Source organism: Phaeovulum vinaykumarii (assembly GCF_900156695.1).
Taxonomy (GTDB): domain Bacteria; phylum Pseudomonadota; class Alphaproteobacteria; order Rhodobacterales; family Rhodobacteraceae; genus Bieblia_A; species Bieblia_A vinaykumarii.
Genome location: NZ_FTOM01000006.1, coordinates 120,246 through 138,055, shown reverse-complemented (window position 1 = coordinate 138,055; position 17,810 = coordinate 120,246). Strand labels below are relative to the sequence as shown.

Below are 17,810 nucleotides of genomic sequence, written 5' to 3'. Positions count from 1 at the left end.
GCGTGTTTCACGTGAAACGGTTTGATGTCATCGTGATCGGCGGCGGTCATGCCGGAACCGAGGCTGCCCATGCCGCGGCGCGGATGGGGGCGCAGGTGGCACTGGTCACGCTGAGCACGCGTGATCTGGGCGTGATGTCGTGCAACCCGGCGATGGGGGGCCTGGGCAAGGGCCATATCATCCGCGAGATTGACGCGCTGGATGGCGTGATGGGCCGCGTGTCCGACCGCGCGGGTATCCAGTTCCGGCTGCTGAACCGCCGCAAGGGGCCGGCAGTGCAGGGGCCGCGGGCACAGATCGACCGGGCGCTTTATCGTGCCGAGATGCAGGCCGAGATGACCGGCATGGCGAATCTGCGCGTGATCGAGGCCGAGGTAACCGATCTGCGCGTCGATACCGGCCGCGTCACGGGCGTCGTTTTGGCTGACGGCACGACGCTGGAGGCGGGGGCCGTGATCCTGACGGCAGGCACCTTCCTGCGCGGCACCTTGCATATCGGCGACCGGCAGCTGCGCGGCGGGCGCATGGGCGATGCCTCGGCCGACCGTCTGGGGGATCGGCTGCGTGATCTGGGCCTTGGGGTCGGGCGTCTCAAGACCGGCACGCCGCCGCGGCTTGACGGACGCAGCATCGACTGGGCGATCCTCGACCGGCAGGAAGGTGACGCCGAGCCGGTGATGTTTTCCTTCCTGAACCGCGCGCCTTTCGTGCGCCAGATCGCCTGCGGCATCACCCATACCAATGCCCGCACGCATGAGATCATCCGCGAGAACCTGAGCCGCTCGGCGCTTTACGGCGGCTATATCTCGTCGACCGGGCCGCGCTATTGCCCCTCGGTCGAGGACAAGGTGGTGCGCTTCGCCGACAAGGATTCGCATCAGATCTTTCTCGAACCCGAGGGGCTTGAGGATCACACGGTCTATCCCAACGGGATCTCGACCTCGCTACCCGAGGATGTGCAGGACGCCTATGTCCGGTCGATCCGCGGGCTCGAGTCGGTGCGCATCCTCCAGCCGGGCTATGCGATCGAATATGATTACTTCGACCCGCGCGGGTTGAAGGGCTCGCTTGAGCTGACGGCGCTGCCGGGGCTGTTCCTGGCCGGGCAGATCAACGGCACGACCGGGTACGAGGAAGCGGGCGGGCAGGGGCTGGTGGCCGGCGTCAATGCCGTGCGTCTTGTCCGGGGCGAAGACCCGTGGCTGCCCAGCCGCCGCGACAGCTATATCGGCGTGATGATCGACGATCTGCGCGCCAATGGTGCGACCGAACCCTACCGCATGTTCACCTCGCGCGCGGAATACCGGCTGAGCCTGCGCGCCGACAATGCCGATCAGCGGCTGACCGAAACGGGGATTTCCCTTGGGCTGGTGTCCGAAACGCGCAAGGCGGCCTTTGGCGCCAAGATGGCGGCGCTCTCTGCGGCGCGCGATCAACTGTCCGCACGGATCGTGACGCGCGCCGAGGCCGAGGATTGGGGGCTGCCCTATGCTGCCAGCGGCGAACGGCGCAGCCTGATGGATTATCTGTCCATCGTTCCCGACACCGCCGCCGCGCTTCTGGCGCAGGGCGGGGTGATGGAGGGGCTCGATCCCGAGACGCTGACGCAATTGTCGCGCGACGCCACCTATGAGAAATACGCGCACCGTCAGGATGCCGCTGTCGAGATGCTGCGCCGGGACGAGGACATGCGCATTCCCGATGATTTCGACTATGCCGCGATCAGCGGTCTGTCGGGCGAGCTGGGCGCGAAACTGGCCTATGTCCGCCCACAGAATCTTGCCGAAGCGGGCCGGATCGAGGGGATGACGCCGGCGGCGCTGACCCTCATCCTTGCGCGGCTGCGGCGCCTGGCACGGGACCGCGGTGCGGCATGAGCATCGTTGATCGGGATGCCTTCGCCGCGCGCACGGCCGTTTCACGTGAAACACTCGCGGCTTTTGACGCCTATGCAGCGCTTCTGACCAAATGGTCCCGCGCGATCAATCTGGTGGCGCCGGGAACGCTGGATGCGCTGTGGGGGCGCCATTTTCTTGACAGTGCCCAGGTCTTCGAACTTCTGCCCGGCCCGGCGCGACACCTGGCGGATCTGGGCTCGGGCGCGGGCTTTCCGGCCATTCCGCTGGCGATCATGGCGCGCGAGAGGGCGCCGGACCTCACGGTGACGCTGGTCGAATCCGACCGGCGCAAAGCGGCCTTTCTCGAGACGGTGATCCGCGATCTGGGGCTGTCGGCACGGGTCGAGACCGCGCGAATCGAATCGCTGGCGCCGCTGGGGGCGGATGTGCTGACCGCGCGCGCCTTGGCGCCGCTTGACCGGCTGGCCACTTATGCACAGCGGCATCTCGCCCCAGGCGGTGTGGCGATCTTCCCGAAAGGCAAGGCCTGGCGCGATGAACTTGCCGCCGCCCAGGCGCATGCGACATTCACTTTTGCGGCGCATCCGAGTATCACGGATAAAGCCGCGGTACTTCTCGAAATCCGCGATCTTTCCCTGGCTCAGTAGATCAATCATGGGGGTCCGACCGTGAAGCCCAGAATCATCGCCGTGGCGAACCAGAAAGGCGGCGTCGGCAAGACGACAACCGCAATCAATCTTGCCGCCGCCATGGTCGAACGCGGGCGGCGTGTTCTGGTGGTGGATCTCGACCCGCAGGGCAATGCCTCGACCGGGCTGGGCTGCGAGGTCTCGACCCGCAGCATCACCAGCTTTGACGTGCTGACCGAGGACGCGACCCTGGCCGAAGCCATCGTGCGCACCGAGGTCGAGGAGCTGTTCGTGTGTCCGGCGACGCCCGATCTGGCCTCGGCCGATATCGAACTGGTGTCGAACGAAAAGCGCAGCTTCCTGCTCAGCGATGCCTTGCGCCAGCCGGGGGTCGAGGTGCTGGATCTGGATCTGATCCTGATCGACTGCCCGCCGTCGCTGAACCTGTTGACGGTGAATGCGCTGGTGGCCGCGGATTCGGTTCTGGTGCCCTTGCAGTCCGAGTTTTTCGCGCTTGAGGGGCTGTCGCAGCTGATGCTGACCATCCGCCAGGTGCGCGAGGCCGCCAATCCCGCGCTGCGGATCGAAGGCGTGGTGCTGACCATGTTCGACGCGCGCAACAACCTGGCGCTTCAGGTCGAGCAGGATGCACGCGAAACCCTGGGCGAACTGGTCTTCAGCACGATCATTCCGCGCAACGTGCGGCTGTCCGAGGCGCCCTCGCACGGTAAGCCCGCGCTGCAATACGACAGTTCCTCGCGCGGGAGCGTGGCCTATCGCGCGCTGGCCGACGAGCTCGATCGCCGCTGGGGTGGCGCAAGACCAATGGAGAAAGCCGGATGAGCAGCCGCAATGAACGGCGTGGATTGGGCCGGGGCCTGTCGGCCCTGATGGCAGATGTGAACCTGTCGAGCGCCGCGCCCGCTGAAAGCGCCCCGCGCAAGGGGGACATCGCCCAGATCCCGATCGAGAAGATCGAGGCCAACCCGACGCAGCCGCGGCGGGTCTTTGCGCCCGAGGCGCTGGAGGAACTGGCGCAGTCCTTGCGTGAAAAGGGCATCATCCAGCCGCTGATCCTGCGCCCCAATCCGCGCGACCCGCAGGGCTATGAGATCGTGGCCGGGGAACGCCGCTGGCGGGCGGCGCAGCTGGCGCGGATCGACGTCGTGCCCGCCATCGTGCGTGAGCTGGACGACACCGAGACGCTGGAAGTCGCCATCATCGAGAACATCCAGCGCGCCGATCTGAGCGCCATCGAAGAGGCGATGGCCTATCGACAGCTGATGGACAAGTTCGGCCATACGCAGGAAAAGATCGCCGAGGCGCTGTCCAAGAGCCGCAGCCATATCGCCAACCTCCTGCGTTTGCTCACCTTGCCGGACTCGGTTCAGGACATGGTGCGCCGCGGCGATCTGAGCGCGGGCCATGCGCGCGCGCTGATCAATGCGCCCGACCCCGATGCGCTGGCCCGGCGCATCCTGTCGTCGGGGATGTCGGTGCGCGAGGCCGAGCGCATGGCAACCGAGATCAAGGGCACCGGCCGTGGCCCGTCGGAAAAGCGCCAGGCCCCGCGCCGCGACAAGGATGCCGATACGCTGGCGCTTGAAGCCGACCTGACGGCGACGCTGAAGATGCCGGTGTCGATCGACCATGTCGGCGCCGGGGGGGGCTCGGTGACCATTTCCTATCGTGATCTCGAGGAACTGGACGCGCTGTGCCAGCGGCTCAGCGGTATCTGCTAGGGCGTCTCGGATAGCTCCACGATCAGCCGGTTCAGCAGAAGACGGCCGTCGCGCGTCGCCCGCAGGCGGCCGTCGTGCATTTCCAGAAGCCCGAATTCGGACAGATCGTCGATGCGGGCGCGGGGCAGGGGGTGACCGGCCAGCGCGGCGTAACGGTCGGCGTCCACCCCCTCGCGCGTGCGGAGCGCCATCAGAAGGTATTCCTCGGCCTCCTCGGCGCGGCGCAGAGTTTCACGTGAAACCTCGCCCGAGCCCTGCTCTTCCACCGCCTGAAGCCAGAGCGCGGGCGCGCGGTGCCCGGCGGTGGCATGGCGCTGGCCCCCCAGGGTCATGCGCCCATGCGCGCCGGGGCCGATCCCGGCATAATCGCCATAGCGCCAGTAGATCATGTTGTGCCGGCATTCCTGACCGGGCGCCGCATGGTTGCTGATCTCATAGGCCGGAAGGCCCGCTTCGTCGCAAATCTCGTTCGTTATCAGATACATGTCGGTGCCGCGGTCTTCGTCCGGAAGGCCGGGAAGCTGGCCCGCACGGGCGCGTTTGGCGAAGGTCGTGCCGTCCTCGATGGTCAGCTGGTAAAGCGACAGATGCCCCTGCGAAAGGCGAAGCGCCGCATGCAATTCCGCGGCCCAGGCCTCGGGCGTCTGGTTCTGGCGGGCATAGATCAGATCAAGGCTGACCCGATCACAGACCGATTGCGCAATGGCGATGGCGCGCCGGGCCTCGGCCACGTCATGGATGCGGCCCAGACGCTTCAGATCGGCATCGTCGAGCGCCTGCACCCCCAGCGACAGCCGGTTCACGCCGGCGCCGATATAGTCGCGGAAACGTCCGGCCTCGACCGAGCCGGGGTTGGCCTCAAGCGTGATCTCGACATCCGGCGCCATCTGCCAGCGGGCGCCGATGCGCGCGATCACGGCCGCGGTGACGGACGGGTCCATCAGCGAGGGCGTGCCGCCGCCGAAGAACACGGTCTCGACCACGCGGCCGGGCGTTTCGGCGGCCAGCCGGTCGATCTCGGCCAGAAGGGCGCGCCGCCAGCGGTCCTGATCGACCGTGGCGGCGACATGGCTGTTGAAATCGCAATAGGGGCATTTGGCGGCACAGAAGGGCCAGTGGACATAGACCCCGAACCCGCCGTGGCGCCAGTCGTCCAATCTCAGCCCCGGAACGCGGTGACTTCGATCTCGACCTTCATCTCGGGCTTGATCAGCCCGGCGATGACCATCGTCGCGGCGGGGCGGATCTCGGAGAGCGACTCGCCCAGCGCCGGGATCAGCGCGTCCACCTCGGCCGCGTCGGTCACCGTGTATTGTACGCGCACGATGTCCTCCATGGCAAAGCCCGCCTGATCCAGCACGCCGCGGATGGTGGCAAAGCAGTTGCGCGCCTGATCGGCGATGCTCTCGGGCATGGTCATCGTGGCGTAATCATAGCCGGTGACGCCGGAGACAAAGCACCAGTCGCCCTTCACGATGGCGCGGGAATATCCCATGGTCGTCTCGAAGGCCGATCCGGTGGAAATGCGGCGGGTTTCGCTCATGTCAATCCTCGAAACAGGCGACGAGCCGGGAAAAGGCATCGGCGCGGTGGCTGATTTCGTTCTTCTTCGCCGGGTCCATCTCGGCAAAGGTGATCTCGTGGCCCTCGGGCACGAACATCGGGTCATAGCCGTGGCCCTGACGACCGCGCATGGGCCAGACCACCTGGCCTTCGACGCGGCCCTCGAAGACCTCGTCATGGCCGTCGGGCCAGGCCAGGACCAGCGTGGCGCGAAAGCGCGCGGTGCGCGGGAAAGGGGCGTTGCGCGCCTGAAGCGCGTCCCAGGTGCGCGTCATCGCCTTGACGAAATCGCGGCCCTCGGGGGTTTCGGCCCAATCGGCGGTATAGACGCCCGGCGCGCCGTCAAGGCCGTCGACCTCGATCCCGCTGTCATCGGCCAGCGCCGGCAGGCCCGTGGCCCGCGCCGCGGCATGGGCCTTGATGCGGGCATTGCCGACAAAGGTGGTCTCGGTCTCGGCGGGTTCGGGCAGGTTCATCGCCTTGGCGCCCACGACCTCGATGCCGAAGGGCGCCAGAAGCGCCGCGATCTCCTCAAGCTTGCCGGCGTTATGCGTGGCCACCAGCAGCTTTTTCCCGGAAAACTTCCGCATCACAGCGCCACGTTCTGCGCCGTGACCAGCGAGGCGACGCCCTTTTGCGCCAGATCCAGCAGTTCCGACATCTGGGTGCGGTCGAAGGTGGCGCCCTCGGCCGACATCTGCACCTCGATCAGGCGTCCACGGCCGGTCATCACGAAATTGCCGTCCACGCCGGCCTCGCTGTCCTCGGCGTAATCCAGATCCAGCACCGGCTGACCGGCATAGATCCCGCAGGAAATCGCGGCCACGTTGTCCACGATCGGGTCCGAGGCGCAGATCCCGGCCTTCATCAGCTTGTTCACCGCCAGGCGCAGCGCCACCCAGCCGCCGGTGATCGAGGCGCAGCGGGTGCCGCCATCGGCCTGGAGCACGTCGCAATCCACCACGATCTGGCGCTCGCCCAGGGCCACGCGGTCGATGCCGGCGCGCAGGGCCCGGCCGATCAGACGCTGGATTTCCTGCGTGCGGCCGGATTGCTTGCCGGCGGCGGCCTCGCGGCGGTTGCGGGTGTTGGTGGCGCGCGGCAGCATGCCGTATTCGGCCGTCACCCAGCCCAGGCCCGTGCCCTTCAGGAAGGGCGGCGGGCGGTCCTCGATGGTGGCCGTGCACAGCACGCGTGTGTCGCCCATTCGGATCAGGCAGGAGCCCTCGGCGTGTTTGGAGACATTCGGCTCGATTGAAATCTTGCGCATTTCATCCAATTTTCTGCCAGAGGGGCGCATGGTTCTTCCTTTCGCTCGGGTCGGGTCCATTAAAGGCCGCCCGTGCCCCCATGCAACCCCGATTGACGCATCCCCCGGCCGCCACTAACCGGGGGACAGGCATCGAGGGTGGAAGATGGCTGATAACGGCACCGCGCTTCAGGATCTGAACGACCGCTCGCGCGAGGTGTTTCGCCGCGTGGTCGAGGGGTATCTGGAAACCGGCGAGCCCGTGGGCTCGCGCACGCTGACACGGCAGCTTTCCGAGAAGATCTCGGCCGCGACCGTGCGCAACGTGATGCAGGATCTGGAATTCATGGGGCTTCTGGACAGCCCGCATGTCTCGGCCGGGCGCATCCCCACGCATCTGGGTCTGCGGATGTTCGTCGATGGCATTCTCGAGGTCGGCGAGGTCGACGAGACCGACCGGACCCGCATCGAGGCCGGGCTGGCGCGCAACGATCAGGACGTGGGTGCGCTGCTCGACCGGGTGGGGGGGGTGCTTTCGGCGATCACGCGGGGGGCGTCGCTGGTCCTGTCGCCCAAGCACGAGGCGCCGATCCGGCACGTCGAATTCGTGGGCCTTGCGCCGGACCGGGCTTTGGTGGTTCTGGTCTTTGCCGATGGCCAGGTCGAGAACCGTCTGTTCACGCCGCCGCCCGGACAGACGCCTTCGTCGATGCGCGAGGCGGCGAATTTCCTCAACGCCATCGCCGAGGGCCGCAGCCTGGGTGATCTGCGCAGCGCCATCGGCGCCGAGATCGACCGCCGGCGCGCGGAACTGGACCTTCTGGCCGCGGATCTGATCGAACAGGGGCTGGCGCAATGGGATGACGGGCCCGTCCACCGCGAACGGCTGATCGTGCGCGGGCGCTCCAATCTGATCGAGGGCGCCGTTGCCGAGGATCTCGAGCGCATCCGCATCCTGTTCGACGATCTCGAGCGCACGCGCGATCTGGCCGACTTCATCGAACTGACCGAACAGGGCGAGGGCGTGCGCATTTTCATCGGCTCGGAGAACAAGCTTTTTTCACTTTCGGGTTCCTCTCTGGTGGTCTCTCCCTATATGAACGCGGATCGGAAGGTGATCGGAGCGGTGGGCGTGATCGGCCCGACACGGCTGAACTATGGCCGGATCGTTCCGATCGTCGATTATACGGCACAGTTGGTGGGCCGGCTTCTGTCGGGCCAGCCCGGAGGATGACGATGAGCGAGATGAAGAAGGACGAACTGGCCGAGAATCAGGCCGCGATCGACGAGGACACTGCGGGTGCCGCCGAGGCCGCGGCGGACGAGATCGAATCGCTTCGTGCCGAACGCGACGAGCTGCGCGACCGTTTCATGCGCGCGCTGGCGGATTCCGAGAACAACCGCAAGCGCTTCGAGCGCGAGCGCCGCGAGGCCGAGCAATTCGGCGGCACCAAGCTGGCGCGCGATCTTCTGCCCGTGCATGACGCGCTCAAGCGGGCGCTGGAAGCGGCCACCGACGAGCAGCGCGCGGCCGCCGCGGCGCTGATCGAAGGCGTCGAACTGACCCTGCGCGAACTGGTGAATACCTTTGCAAAACATGGGATTAAGCCGGTCAGCCCGGCGGTCGGGGACAGCTTTGACCCGCAGCTGCATCAGGCGATGTTCGAAGCCCCCGTGCCCGGCACCACGGCCGGCGACATCATCCAGGTGATGGCCGAGGGTTTCGTGATCCATGACCGGCTGCTGCGTCCGGCGCAGGTGGGGGTGTCCTCGACGCCGAAATCGTGATTCACGGTCTCTTAACCCATTAACAAATCACAAAAAGACCGCGAGGCATTTTCGGGGTATCTTTGACAGATAGAGTTCTGTTTCCAAGGTATCCCGATGTCACTCTCCAGCTCGCTCGTCGGCACGTCCTGGGCCAGCATGATGTCCCAGATCCAACAGAGCAACCGTGTCCACGAAGATCTTGCGGGCGTGGTCTCCGATCTGGCCACCGCCCATGCTGCGACCTCGTCGGTCGTGAATAACGTCAAGGAAAAGCAGGCCCTGGCCACCGTGGCCGCGGCCAATCCCGCAGCCGCCGCCTCGGCGCTGTCGGCGGTCCTGTCGGCCATGGGGCCTGCCTCGGCCGAAGCGGCCTCCAAGGCCGGGGTCGAGGTCAAGGAAGTCATCCCCGGCGCCAGCGCCGCGGCGGCCATTGCCGCGGCTGCGGCCTTCCGCTCGGCGACCAGCGCGCCGGCGCTGGCCCAGTCCCAGAAGGACATGACCAAGGCGCCCGAGGCCTCGAAGATGGCCGCCATGGCCAACCGCGAGGACGACGCCAAATCCACCCGCGCCAGCCGCGACAAGGACGCCGCCGACGGCACCGGCGCCGCGACGTCGACCTCCGCCACCTCGGACGAGACCGAGGTCGAGGCCGGCACGCTGCCCGACCTGCCCGAGGTCGATTTCCCGTCGGTCCCGGACGAGGGCGCGACCATGGCCACGATCCCGGAAATCGGGACCGGTTTCACCAAGGGCGCCGATGTCGCCGCGGTTCAGCCGGCCAAGGCCGAGACCGTCAGCACGACCCATCTGCGGCAAGCCGTTTGAGGGCATAGAGCGCCTCGAGCGCCTCGCGCGGGGTCATGTCGTCGGGGTGCAGATCAGCCAGATGCTCGGCCAGCGGGTTCGAGACAGGCTGCGGCGCCGCGGGTGCCGGAACCTGGGCCTGAAACAGCGGCAGGTCGTCCAGAAGGGCTGCCGGCCGCGGGCCGCCATCGCGCGCGCCCGCCTCCAGCGTTTCCAGAAGCACCCGCGCGCGCTCGACCACGCTGGCCGGAAGACCGGCCAGACGCGCCACCTGCACGCCATAGGACCGATCCGCGGCACCTCGCCGGACCTCGTGCAGGAAGATCACCTCGCCGTTCCATTCCTTCACGCTGACGGTGGCGTTTTCCACCCCGTCCAGCTTGGCCGCCAGCCCCGTCATCTCGTGGTAATGGGTGGCAAACAGCGCCCGGCACCGGTTCGTGGCGTGCAGATGCTCGAGCACCGCCCAGGCGATGGACAGCCCGTCCCAGGTGGCCGTGCCGCGCCCGATCTCGTCCAGGATCACCAGCGCCCGGTCATCGGCCTGGTTCAGGATGGCGGCGGTCTCGACCATCTCGACCATGAAGGTCGACCGCCCCCGCGCCAGATCGTCCGAGGCGCCGACCCGGCTGAAGATCTGGCTGACCAGCCCCAGCCGCGCCCGCCGCGCCGGCACATGCGCCCCCGCCTGCGCCAGCAGCGCGATCAGCGCGTTCTGCCGCAGGAAGGTCGATTTACCGGCCATGTTCGGCCCGGTCAGCAACCAGATCGCGGGCGATTGCCCCTGGCTCAGCTTGCAATCATTGGCCACGAAGGGCGCGCCCGCGCGGCTCAACGCGGCCTCCACGACCGGATGCCGCCCGGCCTCGATCTCGAAGGCGCGGCTGTCGTCCACGATGGGCGCGCACCATTCGCCGCCCGCCGCCAGCTCCGCAAAGCCCGCGGCCACGTCGATCTCGGCCAGCGCGGCGGCGGCGGCCCCGATGCGCCCGGCCTCGTCCAGAATGGCGCGGCGCATCTCGTCGAAGAGACGCTTCTCGATCTCGAGCGCCTGCGCGCCCGCGTTCAGGATGCGCGTTTCCAGCGCGCTCAGCTCGACCGTGGTGAAGCGGATCTGGTTCGCGGTGGTCTGGCGGTGGATGAAGGTCTCGCTCAGCGGTGGCGCCAGCATCCGTTCGGCATGGGTGGCCGTGGTCTCGATGAAATAGCCCAGCACGTTATTGTGCTTGATCTTCAGCGCCGAGATCCCGGTTTCGCTGGCATAGCGGGCCTGCATGGCGGCGATGACGCCGCGCCCCTCGTCGCGCAGACGGCGGGTTTCGTCCAGTTCGGCATCGAAGCCCTGGGCGATGAAGCCGCCGTCGCGCGCCAGAAGCGGGGGGCTGTCGATCAGCGCCGCCTCGAGCCGGGCCAGAAGGGTCTCGTGGCCGACCAGCGCCTGGGCCGCGCGGGCCAGCCGGTCGGGGGCGTCTTGCAGCATCGCGGCGATGGTCTCGGCCTGCGCAAGGCCCGCGCGGATCGCGGTCATGTCGCGCGGCCCGCCCCGCTCCAGCGCCAGCCGCGACAGCGCGCGGTCCATGTCGGGCACACGGCCCAGGGCCTCGCGCAGATCGGCGCGAAACAGGCTGTCGTCGAGCAGGTATTGCACCGCCGTCTGGCGGTCGCGGATCTCGCGCAGATCGCGCGCGGGGGCCGCGATCCGGCGTTCCAGCAGGCGCGCGCCGGCGGCGGTGCGGGTGCGGTCGATCGTCGCCAGAAGCGAGCCCTCGCGCCCGCCCGAAAGCGCCTGCGTCAGTTCCAGGTTGCGCCGCGTGGCCGCGTCGATCTGCACGACCCCGCCCAGCGATTCACGCACCGGCGGGCGCAGCAGCGGCAGCCGCCCGCGCTGGGTCAGGTCGATGTAATCGGCCAGCGCCCCCATCGCCGACAATTCGGCCCGCGCGAAACTGCCAAAGGCATCGAGCGTGCCCACCTGCCACAGCGCGCACAGCCGCTTTTCCGCGCCCTGGCTGTCGAAGCTGGCGCGCGCCAGGGGCGTCAGTGCCGCCCCCGAAACCGTCACGAATTCGGCGATTTCGGCCTCGTTCGTCTCGGACACCAGCACCTCGCGCGGGGTCAGCCGGGCCAGTTCCGGCCCCAGCCGCATCAGCGGGCATTCCATCACCCGGAATTCCCCGGTCGAGATATCCACCCAGGCCAGCGCGCCCTGATCGCGCAGCCCCGCCCAGGCCGCCAGGTAATTGGCGCGCCGGGCCTCCAGAAGGCTTTCCTCGGTCAGGGTGCCGGGGGTGACCAGGCGCACCACCTCGCGCCGGACCACGGATTTCGCGCCGCGCTTGCGGGCCTCGGCCGGGTCTTCCATCTGCTCGGCGATGGCCACGCGGAACCCCTTGCGGATCAGCGTCAGCAGATAGCCTTCCGCGGCATGGACGGGCACGCCGCACATCGGGATCGGCTCGCCCTCGTGGGTGCCGCGCTTGGTCAGCGCAATGTCGAGCGCCGCCGAGGCCGCCACCGCGTCCTCGAAGAACATCTCGTAGAAATCCCCCATCCGATAGAACAGCAGCGCGCCCGGATTGGCGGCCCTGATCTCCAGATATTGCGCCATCATCGGCGTGATGGTGGATGCGCTCACGTCTGTCCCCCCCGGTTTGGCGCGGAACCTAGCGAAGCTGCCGCGCCCCGAAAAGCGCCAAATCCATTGAGGCCGTTGGACCTTGGCGCTAAGAGGGCAGGGCTTGCAGGAGGAGCCGCCCCCGTCATGTCCACCAAGAACCGCATCACCCCCGAAGAGGCGCTGGCCTATCACCTTGATCCGCGCCCCGGCAAATTCGAGATTTCCGCGACCAAGCCCATGGCGACGCAGCGGGAACTGAGCCTTGCCTACAGCCCCGGTGTTGCCGTTCCGGTGGAAGCCATCGCCGAGCGCCCCGAGACCGCCTATGACTATACCGTCAAGGGCAACATGGTCGCCGTGGTGACGAATGGCACCGCCATTCTGGGCCTGGGCAATCTGGGCGCGCTGGCCTCGAAGCCGGTGATGGAAGGCAAGGCCGTCCTGTTCAAGCGCTTCGCCGATGTCAACGCCATCGACATCGAGCTGGACACCGAAGACCCCGAGGAAATCATCCAGGCGGTCAAGCTGATGGGGCCGACCTTCGGCGGCATCAACCTCGAGGACATCAAGGCGCCCGAATGCTTCATCATCGAGCAGCGCCTCAAGGAGATCATGGACATCCCCGTGTTCCATGACGACCAGCACGGCACCGCGGTGATCTGCGCGGCGGGTCTCATCAACGCGCTGGAACTCTCGGGCAAGAAGATCGAGGATTGCCGGATCGTGCTGAACGGCGCCGGGGCGGCGGGCATCGCCTGTCTCGAGCTCATCAAGGCGATGGGCGCCCAGCATGACAATTGCATCATGTGCGACACCAAGGGCGTGATCTACCAGGGCCGCACCGAAGGCATGAACCAGTGGAAATCGGCCCATGCGGCGCATACCACGCTGCGCACGCTGGAAGAGGCGATGGTGGGGGCCGATGTCTTCCTGGGTGTGTCGGCCAAGGGTGCGGTGACGCAGGACATGGTGGCCTCGATGGCCGACAATCCGGTCATCTTCGCCATGGCCAACCCCGATCCCGAGATCACCCCCGAGGAAGCCCATGCCGTGCGCCCCGATGCGATCGTGGCCACGGGGCGTTCGGACTACCCCAACCAGGTCAACAACGTCCTGGGCTTCCCCTATCTGTTCCGCGGCGCGCTCGACATTCATGCGCGCGCCATCAACGACGACATGAAGCTGGCCTGCGCGCGGGCGCTGGCCGAGCTTGCGCGCGAGGATGTCCCCGACGAGGTCGCCATGGCCTATGGCCGCAAGCTGACCTTCGGGCGCGACTACATCATCCCCACGCCCTTCGACCCGCGCCTGATCCATGTCGTGCCGCCGGCGGTGGCGCGGGCGGGCATGGCGACCGGGGTCGCGCGGCGTCCGATCATCGACATGGCCGCCTATGAGCTGAGCCTGAAGGCGCGGATGGACCCCACCGCCTCGATCCTGCAAGGCATCCATGCGCGCGCGAAATCGGCGCAGGCGCGGATGATCTTTGCCGAGGGCGACGATCCGCGCGTGCTGCGCGCCGCGGTGGCCTGGCAGCGCTCGGGGATGGGCCGGTCGATGGTCGTGGGCCGCGAAACCGACGTGAAGGACAAGCTCGAGGCGGCGGGGCTGGGCGATGCCGTGCGCGAGATCAAGGTGGTGAACGCCGCCAATACCAGGAACCTCGATGCCTACAAGGATTTCCTGTATCGCCGGCTTCAGCGCAAGGGCTTCGACCGCAACGACGCCCACAAGCTGGCCAGCCGCGACCGCCATGTCTTTGCCGCGCTGATGCTGGCGCATGGCCATGCCGACGGGCTGGTCACCGGCGCCACGCGCAAGTCGGCGCATGTGCTTGACCTGATCAACCACGTCTTTGACGCGCGGCCCTCGGATGGGGCGGTCGGGATCACGGCGATCCTGCACAAGGGGCGGATCGTGCTGCTGGGCGATACCCTGGTGCATGAATGGCCCGACGAGAACGACCTGGCCGACATTGCCGAGCGCGGCGCGATGGTGGCACGCGGGCTGGGCCTCGAGCCGCGGGTGGCCTTCCTGTCGTTCTCGACCTTCGGCTATCCGGTTTCGGAACGCGCGATGAAGATGCATATGGCGCCTTCGGTGCTGGATGCGCGCGGCGCAACCTTCGAATATGACGGCGAGATGGCCGCGGATGTGGCGTTGAACCCCGATCAGATGGCCAATTATCCCTTCTGCCGCCTGACCGGGCCTGCCAACGTTCTGGTGGTGCCGGCGCGGCATTCGGCGTCGATCTCGGTCAAGATGATGCAGGAGCTGGCCGGGGCCACGGTGATCGGTCCGATCCTGACCGGGGTCGAGAAACCGATCCAGATCTGTTCCACGCTGTCCACGGCCAATGACATCGTCAACATGGCCGCCATCGCCGCCTGCCGGCTGGGTCAGGGGGGCTGACGCGCGCGGGGCGATGCAGGTCTTCAATCTCGGCTCGATCAATCTCGATCACGTCTATCGCGTCGGGCGCCTGCCCGCGCCGGGAGAGACCGTCGCCGCCCGCAGCCTGTCGACCGGGCTGGGCGGCAAGGGCGCCAACCAATCGGTGGCGGTGGCGCGCGCGGGCGCCCGTGTCTGCCATATCGGCGCGGTGGGGCCTGACGGCGACTGGGCGGTTGCCCGTCTCGAGGGCTTCGGGGTCGATTGCGGCTATGTCGCGCGGCTCTCGACGGTGACGGGCCATGCGGTGATCATGGTCGATGACGGGGCCGAGAATTCGATCCTGATCCATCCCGGCGCCAACCGCGCGCTGGGCGCCGATTGGGTGGCCGAGGCGCTGGCCGCGGCCCAGCCGGGGGATGCGCTTCTGACCCAGAACGAGACCTCGGCCGGGATCGAGGCGGCGGCGCTGGCGCGGGCGCGCGGGATGCATGTGATCCACACCGCAGCCCCCTTCGACGCCGCCGCGCTGCGCGATCTGCTGCCGCATCTGACGCTTCTGGTGCTGAACGCGCTTGAGGCCGAGCAGATGCAGGCGGCACTGGGCTGCGGGCTGGCCGATCTGGGCGTGCCCGAGGTGATCGTGACGCGCGGGGCCGAAGGGGCCGACTGGCATCTCTTTGCGCAGGCCGAGGTGATCCGCGTGCCGGCTTTCCCGGTGCGCGCGGTCGACACCACCGGCGCGGGCGACACGTTCGCAGGCTATCTGGTGGCGGGGCTGGCGCAGGGGCTGACCCGCGCGCAGGCGGCCCGGCGCGCCGCGGCCGCTTCGGCCATTGCGGTCTGCCGGGCGGGCGCGGCCGAGGCCATTCCCGCCGGTGCCGAGGTGGATGCCTTTCTGGCGACCCGCGCCTGATCGCGCGGATCGCAGAAGCAAGGCGCGGGAAAAGATCAGCCCAGCGAATAGCCGGTGCCGCGCACCGTGCGCACCGGGTCCGAGCCGCCCTTGGCCATCAGCGCCTTGCGCAGCCGGCCCACATGCACGTCGATGGTGCGCGTGTCGACATAGATGTCGCGCCCCCAGACGCGGTCCAGAAGCTGCTCGCGCGTCCAGACCCGGCCGGGTTTTTCCATCATCGTCGACAGCAGGCGGAATTCGGTCGGGCCCAGGTGCAATTGCTGGCCGTCGCGGTAGACGCGGTGTTCGGCGGAATCGAGGATGATATCCTCGAACACCAGCCGCTCGCCCATCGCGGCGGGGCGCGTGCGGCGCAATTGCGTGCGCAGCCGCGCCATCAGCTCCACCACCGAATAGGGCTTCACGACGTAATCATCCGCCCCGGTCTCAAGACCGCGCACGCGGTCGTTTTCCTCGGACCGCGCCGAAAGCATGATGATCGGGATATTGCGGGTGTCGGGATTGGCCTTCACGCGCCGGCAGATCTCGATCCCCGAGACATTGGGCAGCATCCAGTCCAGCACGATCAGATCCGGCTTTTCCTCGGCGACGAGCAAGAGCGCTTCGTCGCCGTTTTCGGCCATCGCCACACGGAAACCCTCGGCCTCGAGATTGTAGCGCAGGACCTCGCGTTGGGCACCTTCATCCTCGACAACCAGGACACAGGGGGCTTGCTGTGCCGCCATGCCCGTTACCTCTCGTTCTCGATATCGAAATCGGTGACGCTGCTGGTCTTGGGCCGCGGCTCCTCGGGCAGATCGCCCGTGACCAGGAAGATCACCTGCTCGGCGATCGAGGTCGCGTGATCGCCCATGCGCTCGACGTTCTTGGCGATGAAATGCAGATGCATGCAGGCCGTGATCGAGCGCGGGTCTTCCAGCATGTAGGTCAGGAATTCGCGGAACAGCGCGTTATACATCTGATCCACCTCGACATCGCGGGCGCGCACGTCGGCGGCCAGCTTCTCGTCGCGCTGGATATAGCTGTCGAGCGCGTCGCGCAGCATTTCCTCGGCGGCCTTGGCCATGCGCCGGATCGCCCCGGCCGAGCCGTTGATCGGCGTCATGTGGGCCAGAACATGGGTGCGCTTGGCGATGTTCTTGGCGTAATCGCCCACGCGTTCAAGGCTGGTGGCGATCTTCATCACCGTCAGCGCCAGCCGCAGGTCCGACGCGGTGGGCGCGCGCAGCGCGATCAGGCGGGCGGCTTCCTCGTTGATCTGGGCTTCCAGCGCGTCAATGGCCTTGTCGCGCTTGCGCACGGCTTCGGCCAGTTCCTCGTCGCGCATCTCGAGCGCCAGCGCGGCATCGAGGATCGCGGCCTCGACCATGCCGCCCATCTTGACGACAAGCGCCTGGCAGGCTTCGAGATCGCGGTCGAATGCCGACGCGATGTGATGTTCGTTGGCCATGGTCTGGTTCTCCCCCCTTAACCGATACGACCGGTAATGTAGCTTTCAGTGCGCGGATCGCCCGGATTGGTGAAGATCTGGCCGGTTTCGCCGTATTCGACCAGGTTGCCCAGGTGGAAGAAGGCGGTGCGCTGCGACACCCGCGCGGCCTGCTGCATCGAGTGGGTGACGATCACCACCGAGAATTGTTCGCGCAGCTCGTCGATCAGTTCCTCGACCTGCGCCGTGGCGATCGGGTCGAGCGCCGAGCACGGTTCGTCCATCAGCAGCACCTCGGGGCTGGTGGCCACCGCGCGCGCGATGCACAGGCGCTGTTGCTGGCCGCCCGAAAGGCCGGTGCCGGGGGCGGACAGACGGTCCTTGACCTCGTCCCACAGCGCGGCGCGGCGCAGGGATTTCTCGACCACCTCGTCCAGCTCGTCGCGGCTGCGCACCTGGCCGTGGATCTTGGGCCCATAGGCCACGTTGTCGTAGATCGACTTGGGGAAGGGGTTGGGTTTCTGGAACACCATGCCGACGCGGGCGCGCAGCTGCACGGGGTCCACCTCGCGGTCATAGATGTCTTCGCCGTCCAGCGTGATCCGGCCTTCCACGCGGCAGATGTCGATCGTGTCGTTCATCCGGTTGAGACAGCGCAGGAAGGTCGATTTCCCGCAGCCCGACGGCCCGATGAACGCCGTCACGGTCTTGTCGAGGATATCCACGTTCACATCCTTGATCGCGTGGCTCTCGCCATAGAAGACCTGCACCTGGCTGGCCGAAATCTTCACGTCATTGGTCATTGCGCTGCGCTCCATCAGTCGCATGTCGTTCATGG

The 17,810-nt window shown here is 67.4% G+C and carries 17 protein-coding genes; 9 read left to right on the top strand and 8 right to left on the bottom strand.

Translation table 11 applies throughout. The features are described 5' to 3' along the window. The first annotated feature begins 2 nt into the window (after positions 1-2). The 4 genes from mnmG to BW949_RS12390 are packed head-to-tail and all read left to right on the top strand — an operon-like array spanning position 3 to position 4,230. A complete protein-coding gene (gene mnmG / locus BW949_RS12405; RefSeq protein WP_076366552.1) occupies positions 3-1,877 on the top strand; it encodes a tRNA uridine-5-carboxymethylaminomethyl(34) synthesis enzyme MnmG in 1,875 nt (624 codons plus the stop codon). Further along, positions 1,874-2,506: a 16S rRNA (guanine(527)-N(7))-methyltransferase RsmG gene (gene rsmG, locus BW949_RS12400; RefSeq protein ID WP_076366550.1), complete on the top strand. Its 633-nt coding sequence runs from the start codon at positions 1,874-1,876 to the stop codon at positions 2,504-2,506. The genes mnmG and rsmG overlap by 4 nt, the downstream gene beginning before the upstream one ends. A gap of 21 nt (positions 2,507-2,527) precedes the next feature. Beyond that, on the top strand, positions 2,528-3,331 hold the full coding sequence (locus BW949_RS12395; protein ID WP_179747547.1) for a ParA family protein: 804 nt from the start codon (positions 2,528-2,530) through the stop codon (positions 3,329-3,331). Continuing rightward, positions 3,328-4,230 (top strand): ParB/RepB/Spo0J family partition protein, encoded by a 903-nt coding sequence (locus BW949_RS12390; RefSeq protein ID WP_076366546.1) that lies wholly within the window; start codon positions 3,328-3,330, stop codon positions 4,228-4,230. The genes BW949_RS12395 and BW949_RS12390 overlap by 4 nt, the downstream gene beginning before the upstream one ends. On the opposite strand, the gene hemW is transcribed toward BW949_RS12390, so the two are convergent. The 4 genes from hemW to rph are packed head-to-tail and all read right to left on the bottom strand — an operon-like array spanning position 4,227 to position 7,093. Then, positions 4,227-5,387: a radical SAM family heme chaperone HemW gene (hemW, locus tag BW949_RS12385; protein WP_076366544.1), complete on the bottom strand. Its 1,161-nt coding sequence runs from the start codon at positions 5,385-5,387 to the stop codon at positions 4,227-4,229. The genes BW949_RS12390 and hemW overlap by 4 nt on opposite strands. Before the next feature lie 2 nt (positions 5,388-5,389). Then, positions 5,390-5,773 carry a RidA family protein gene (locus BW949_RS12380; RefSeq protein WP_076366542.1) on the bottom strand — a complete coding sequence of 128 codons (384 nt, stop codon included), beginning with the start codon at positions 5,771-5,773 and terminating at the stop codon, positions 5,390-5,392. A 1-nt stretch (position 5,774) separates the two neighbouring features. Next, on the bottom strand, positions 5,775-6,383 hold the full coding sequence (gene rdgB / locus BW949_RS12375; RefSeq protein WP_179747548.1) for an RdgB/HAM1 family non-canonical purine NTP pyrophosphatase: 609 nt from the start codon (positions 6,381-6,383) through the stop codon (positions 5,775-5,777). After that, positions 6,383-7,093, bottom strand: a complete 711-nt coding sequence (rph, locus tag BW949_RS12370) for a ribonuclease PH (RefSeq protein ID WP_076366539.1) — start codon at positions 7,091-7,093, stop codon at positions 6,383-6,385. The genes rdgB and rph overlap by 1 nt, the downstream gene beginning before the upstream one ends. A gap of 115 nt (positions 7,094-7,208) precedes the next feature. Here rph and hrcA point away from each other — a divergent pair, with 115 nt between their 5' ends. The 3 genes from hrcA (at position 7,209) to BW949_RS12355 (ending at position 9,637) form a co-directional block, all read left to right on the top strand. Next, positions 7,209-8,276 carry a heat-inducible transcriptional repressor HrcA gene (gene hrcA, locus BW949_RS12365; RefSeq protein ID WP_076366537.1) on the top strand — a complete coding sequence of 356 codons (1,068 nt, stop codon included), beginning with the start codon at positions 7,209-7,211 and terminating at the stop codon, positions 8,274-8,276. Between the two features lie 2 nt (positions 8,277-8,278). Further along, positions 8,279-8,830 carry a nucleotide exchange factor GrpE gene (locus tag BW949_RS12360; protein WP_076366535.1) on the top strand — a complete coding sequence of 184 codons (552 nt, stop codon included), beginning with the start codon at positions 8,279-8,281 and terminating at the stop codon, positions 8,828-8,830. A 96-nt stretch (positions 8,831-8,926) separates the two neighbouring features. Then, positions 8,927-9,637, top strand: coding sequence for a hypothetical protein (locus tag BW949_RS12355; RefSeq protein WP_076366533.1), 711 nt, complete (start codon positions 8,927-8,929; stop codon positions 9,635-9,637). Here BW949_RS12355 and mutS read toward each other — a convergent pair. Next, positions 9,606-12,227 (bottom strand): DNA mismatch repair protein MutS, encoded by a 2,622-nt coding sequence (mutS, locus tag BW949_RS12350; protein WP_076366531.1) that lies wholly within the window; start codon positions 12,225-12,227, stop codon positions 9,606-9,608. The two genes, BW949_RS12355 and mutS, sit on opposite strands and share 32 nt — an antisense overlap. Before the next feature lie 150 nt (positions 12,228-12,377). Here mutS and BW949_RS12345 point away from each other — a divergent pair, with 150 nt between their 5' ends. Both BW949_RS12345 and BW949_RS12340 read left to right on the top strand, forming a co-directional pair. Further along, positions 12,378-14,645: an NADP-dependent malic enzyme gene (locus tag BW949_RS12345; protein WP_076366529.1), complete on the top strand. Its 2,268-nt coding sequence runs from the start codon at positions 12,378-12,380 to the stop codon at positions 14,643-14,645. Between the two features lie 13 nt (positions 14,646-14,658). Continuing rightward, complete coding sequence (locus BW949_RS12340; protein ID WP_076366527.1) at positions 14,659-15,540, top strand: ribokinase; 882 nt, start codon at positions 14,659-14,661, stop codon at positions 15,538-15,540. Positions 15,541-15,575: 35 nt separating this feature from the next. Here BW949_RS12340 and phoB read toward each other — a convergent pair whose 3' ends face one another. Genes phoB through pstB form a run of 3 tightly spaced genes read right to left on the bottom strand, consistent with a single transcriptional unit; the run spans position 15,576 to position 17,808 of the window. Then, complete coding sequence (gene phoB / locus BW949_RS12335; RefSeq protein ID WP_076366525.1) at positions 15,576-16,268, bottom strand: phosphate regulon transcriptional regulator PhoB; 693 nt, start codon at positions 16,266-16,268, stop codon at positions 15,576-15,578. 5 nt (positions 16,269-16,273) lie between these two features. Continuing rightward, on the bottom strand, positions 16,274-16,993 hold the full coding sequence (gene phoU / locus BW949_RS12330; RefSeq protein WP_076366523.1) for a phosphate signaling complex protein PhoU: 720 nt from the start codon (positions 16,991-16,993) through the stop codon (positions 16,274-16,276). A gap of 17 nt (positions 16,994-17,010) precedes the next feature. After that, entirely contained in the window at positions 17,011-17,808 is a 798-nt protein-coding gene (gene pstB / locus BW949_RS12325; RefSeq protein WP_076366521.1) for a phosphate ABC transporter ATP-binding protein PstB, read from the bottom strand. Positions 17,809-17,810 lie beyond the last annotated feature (2 nt).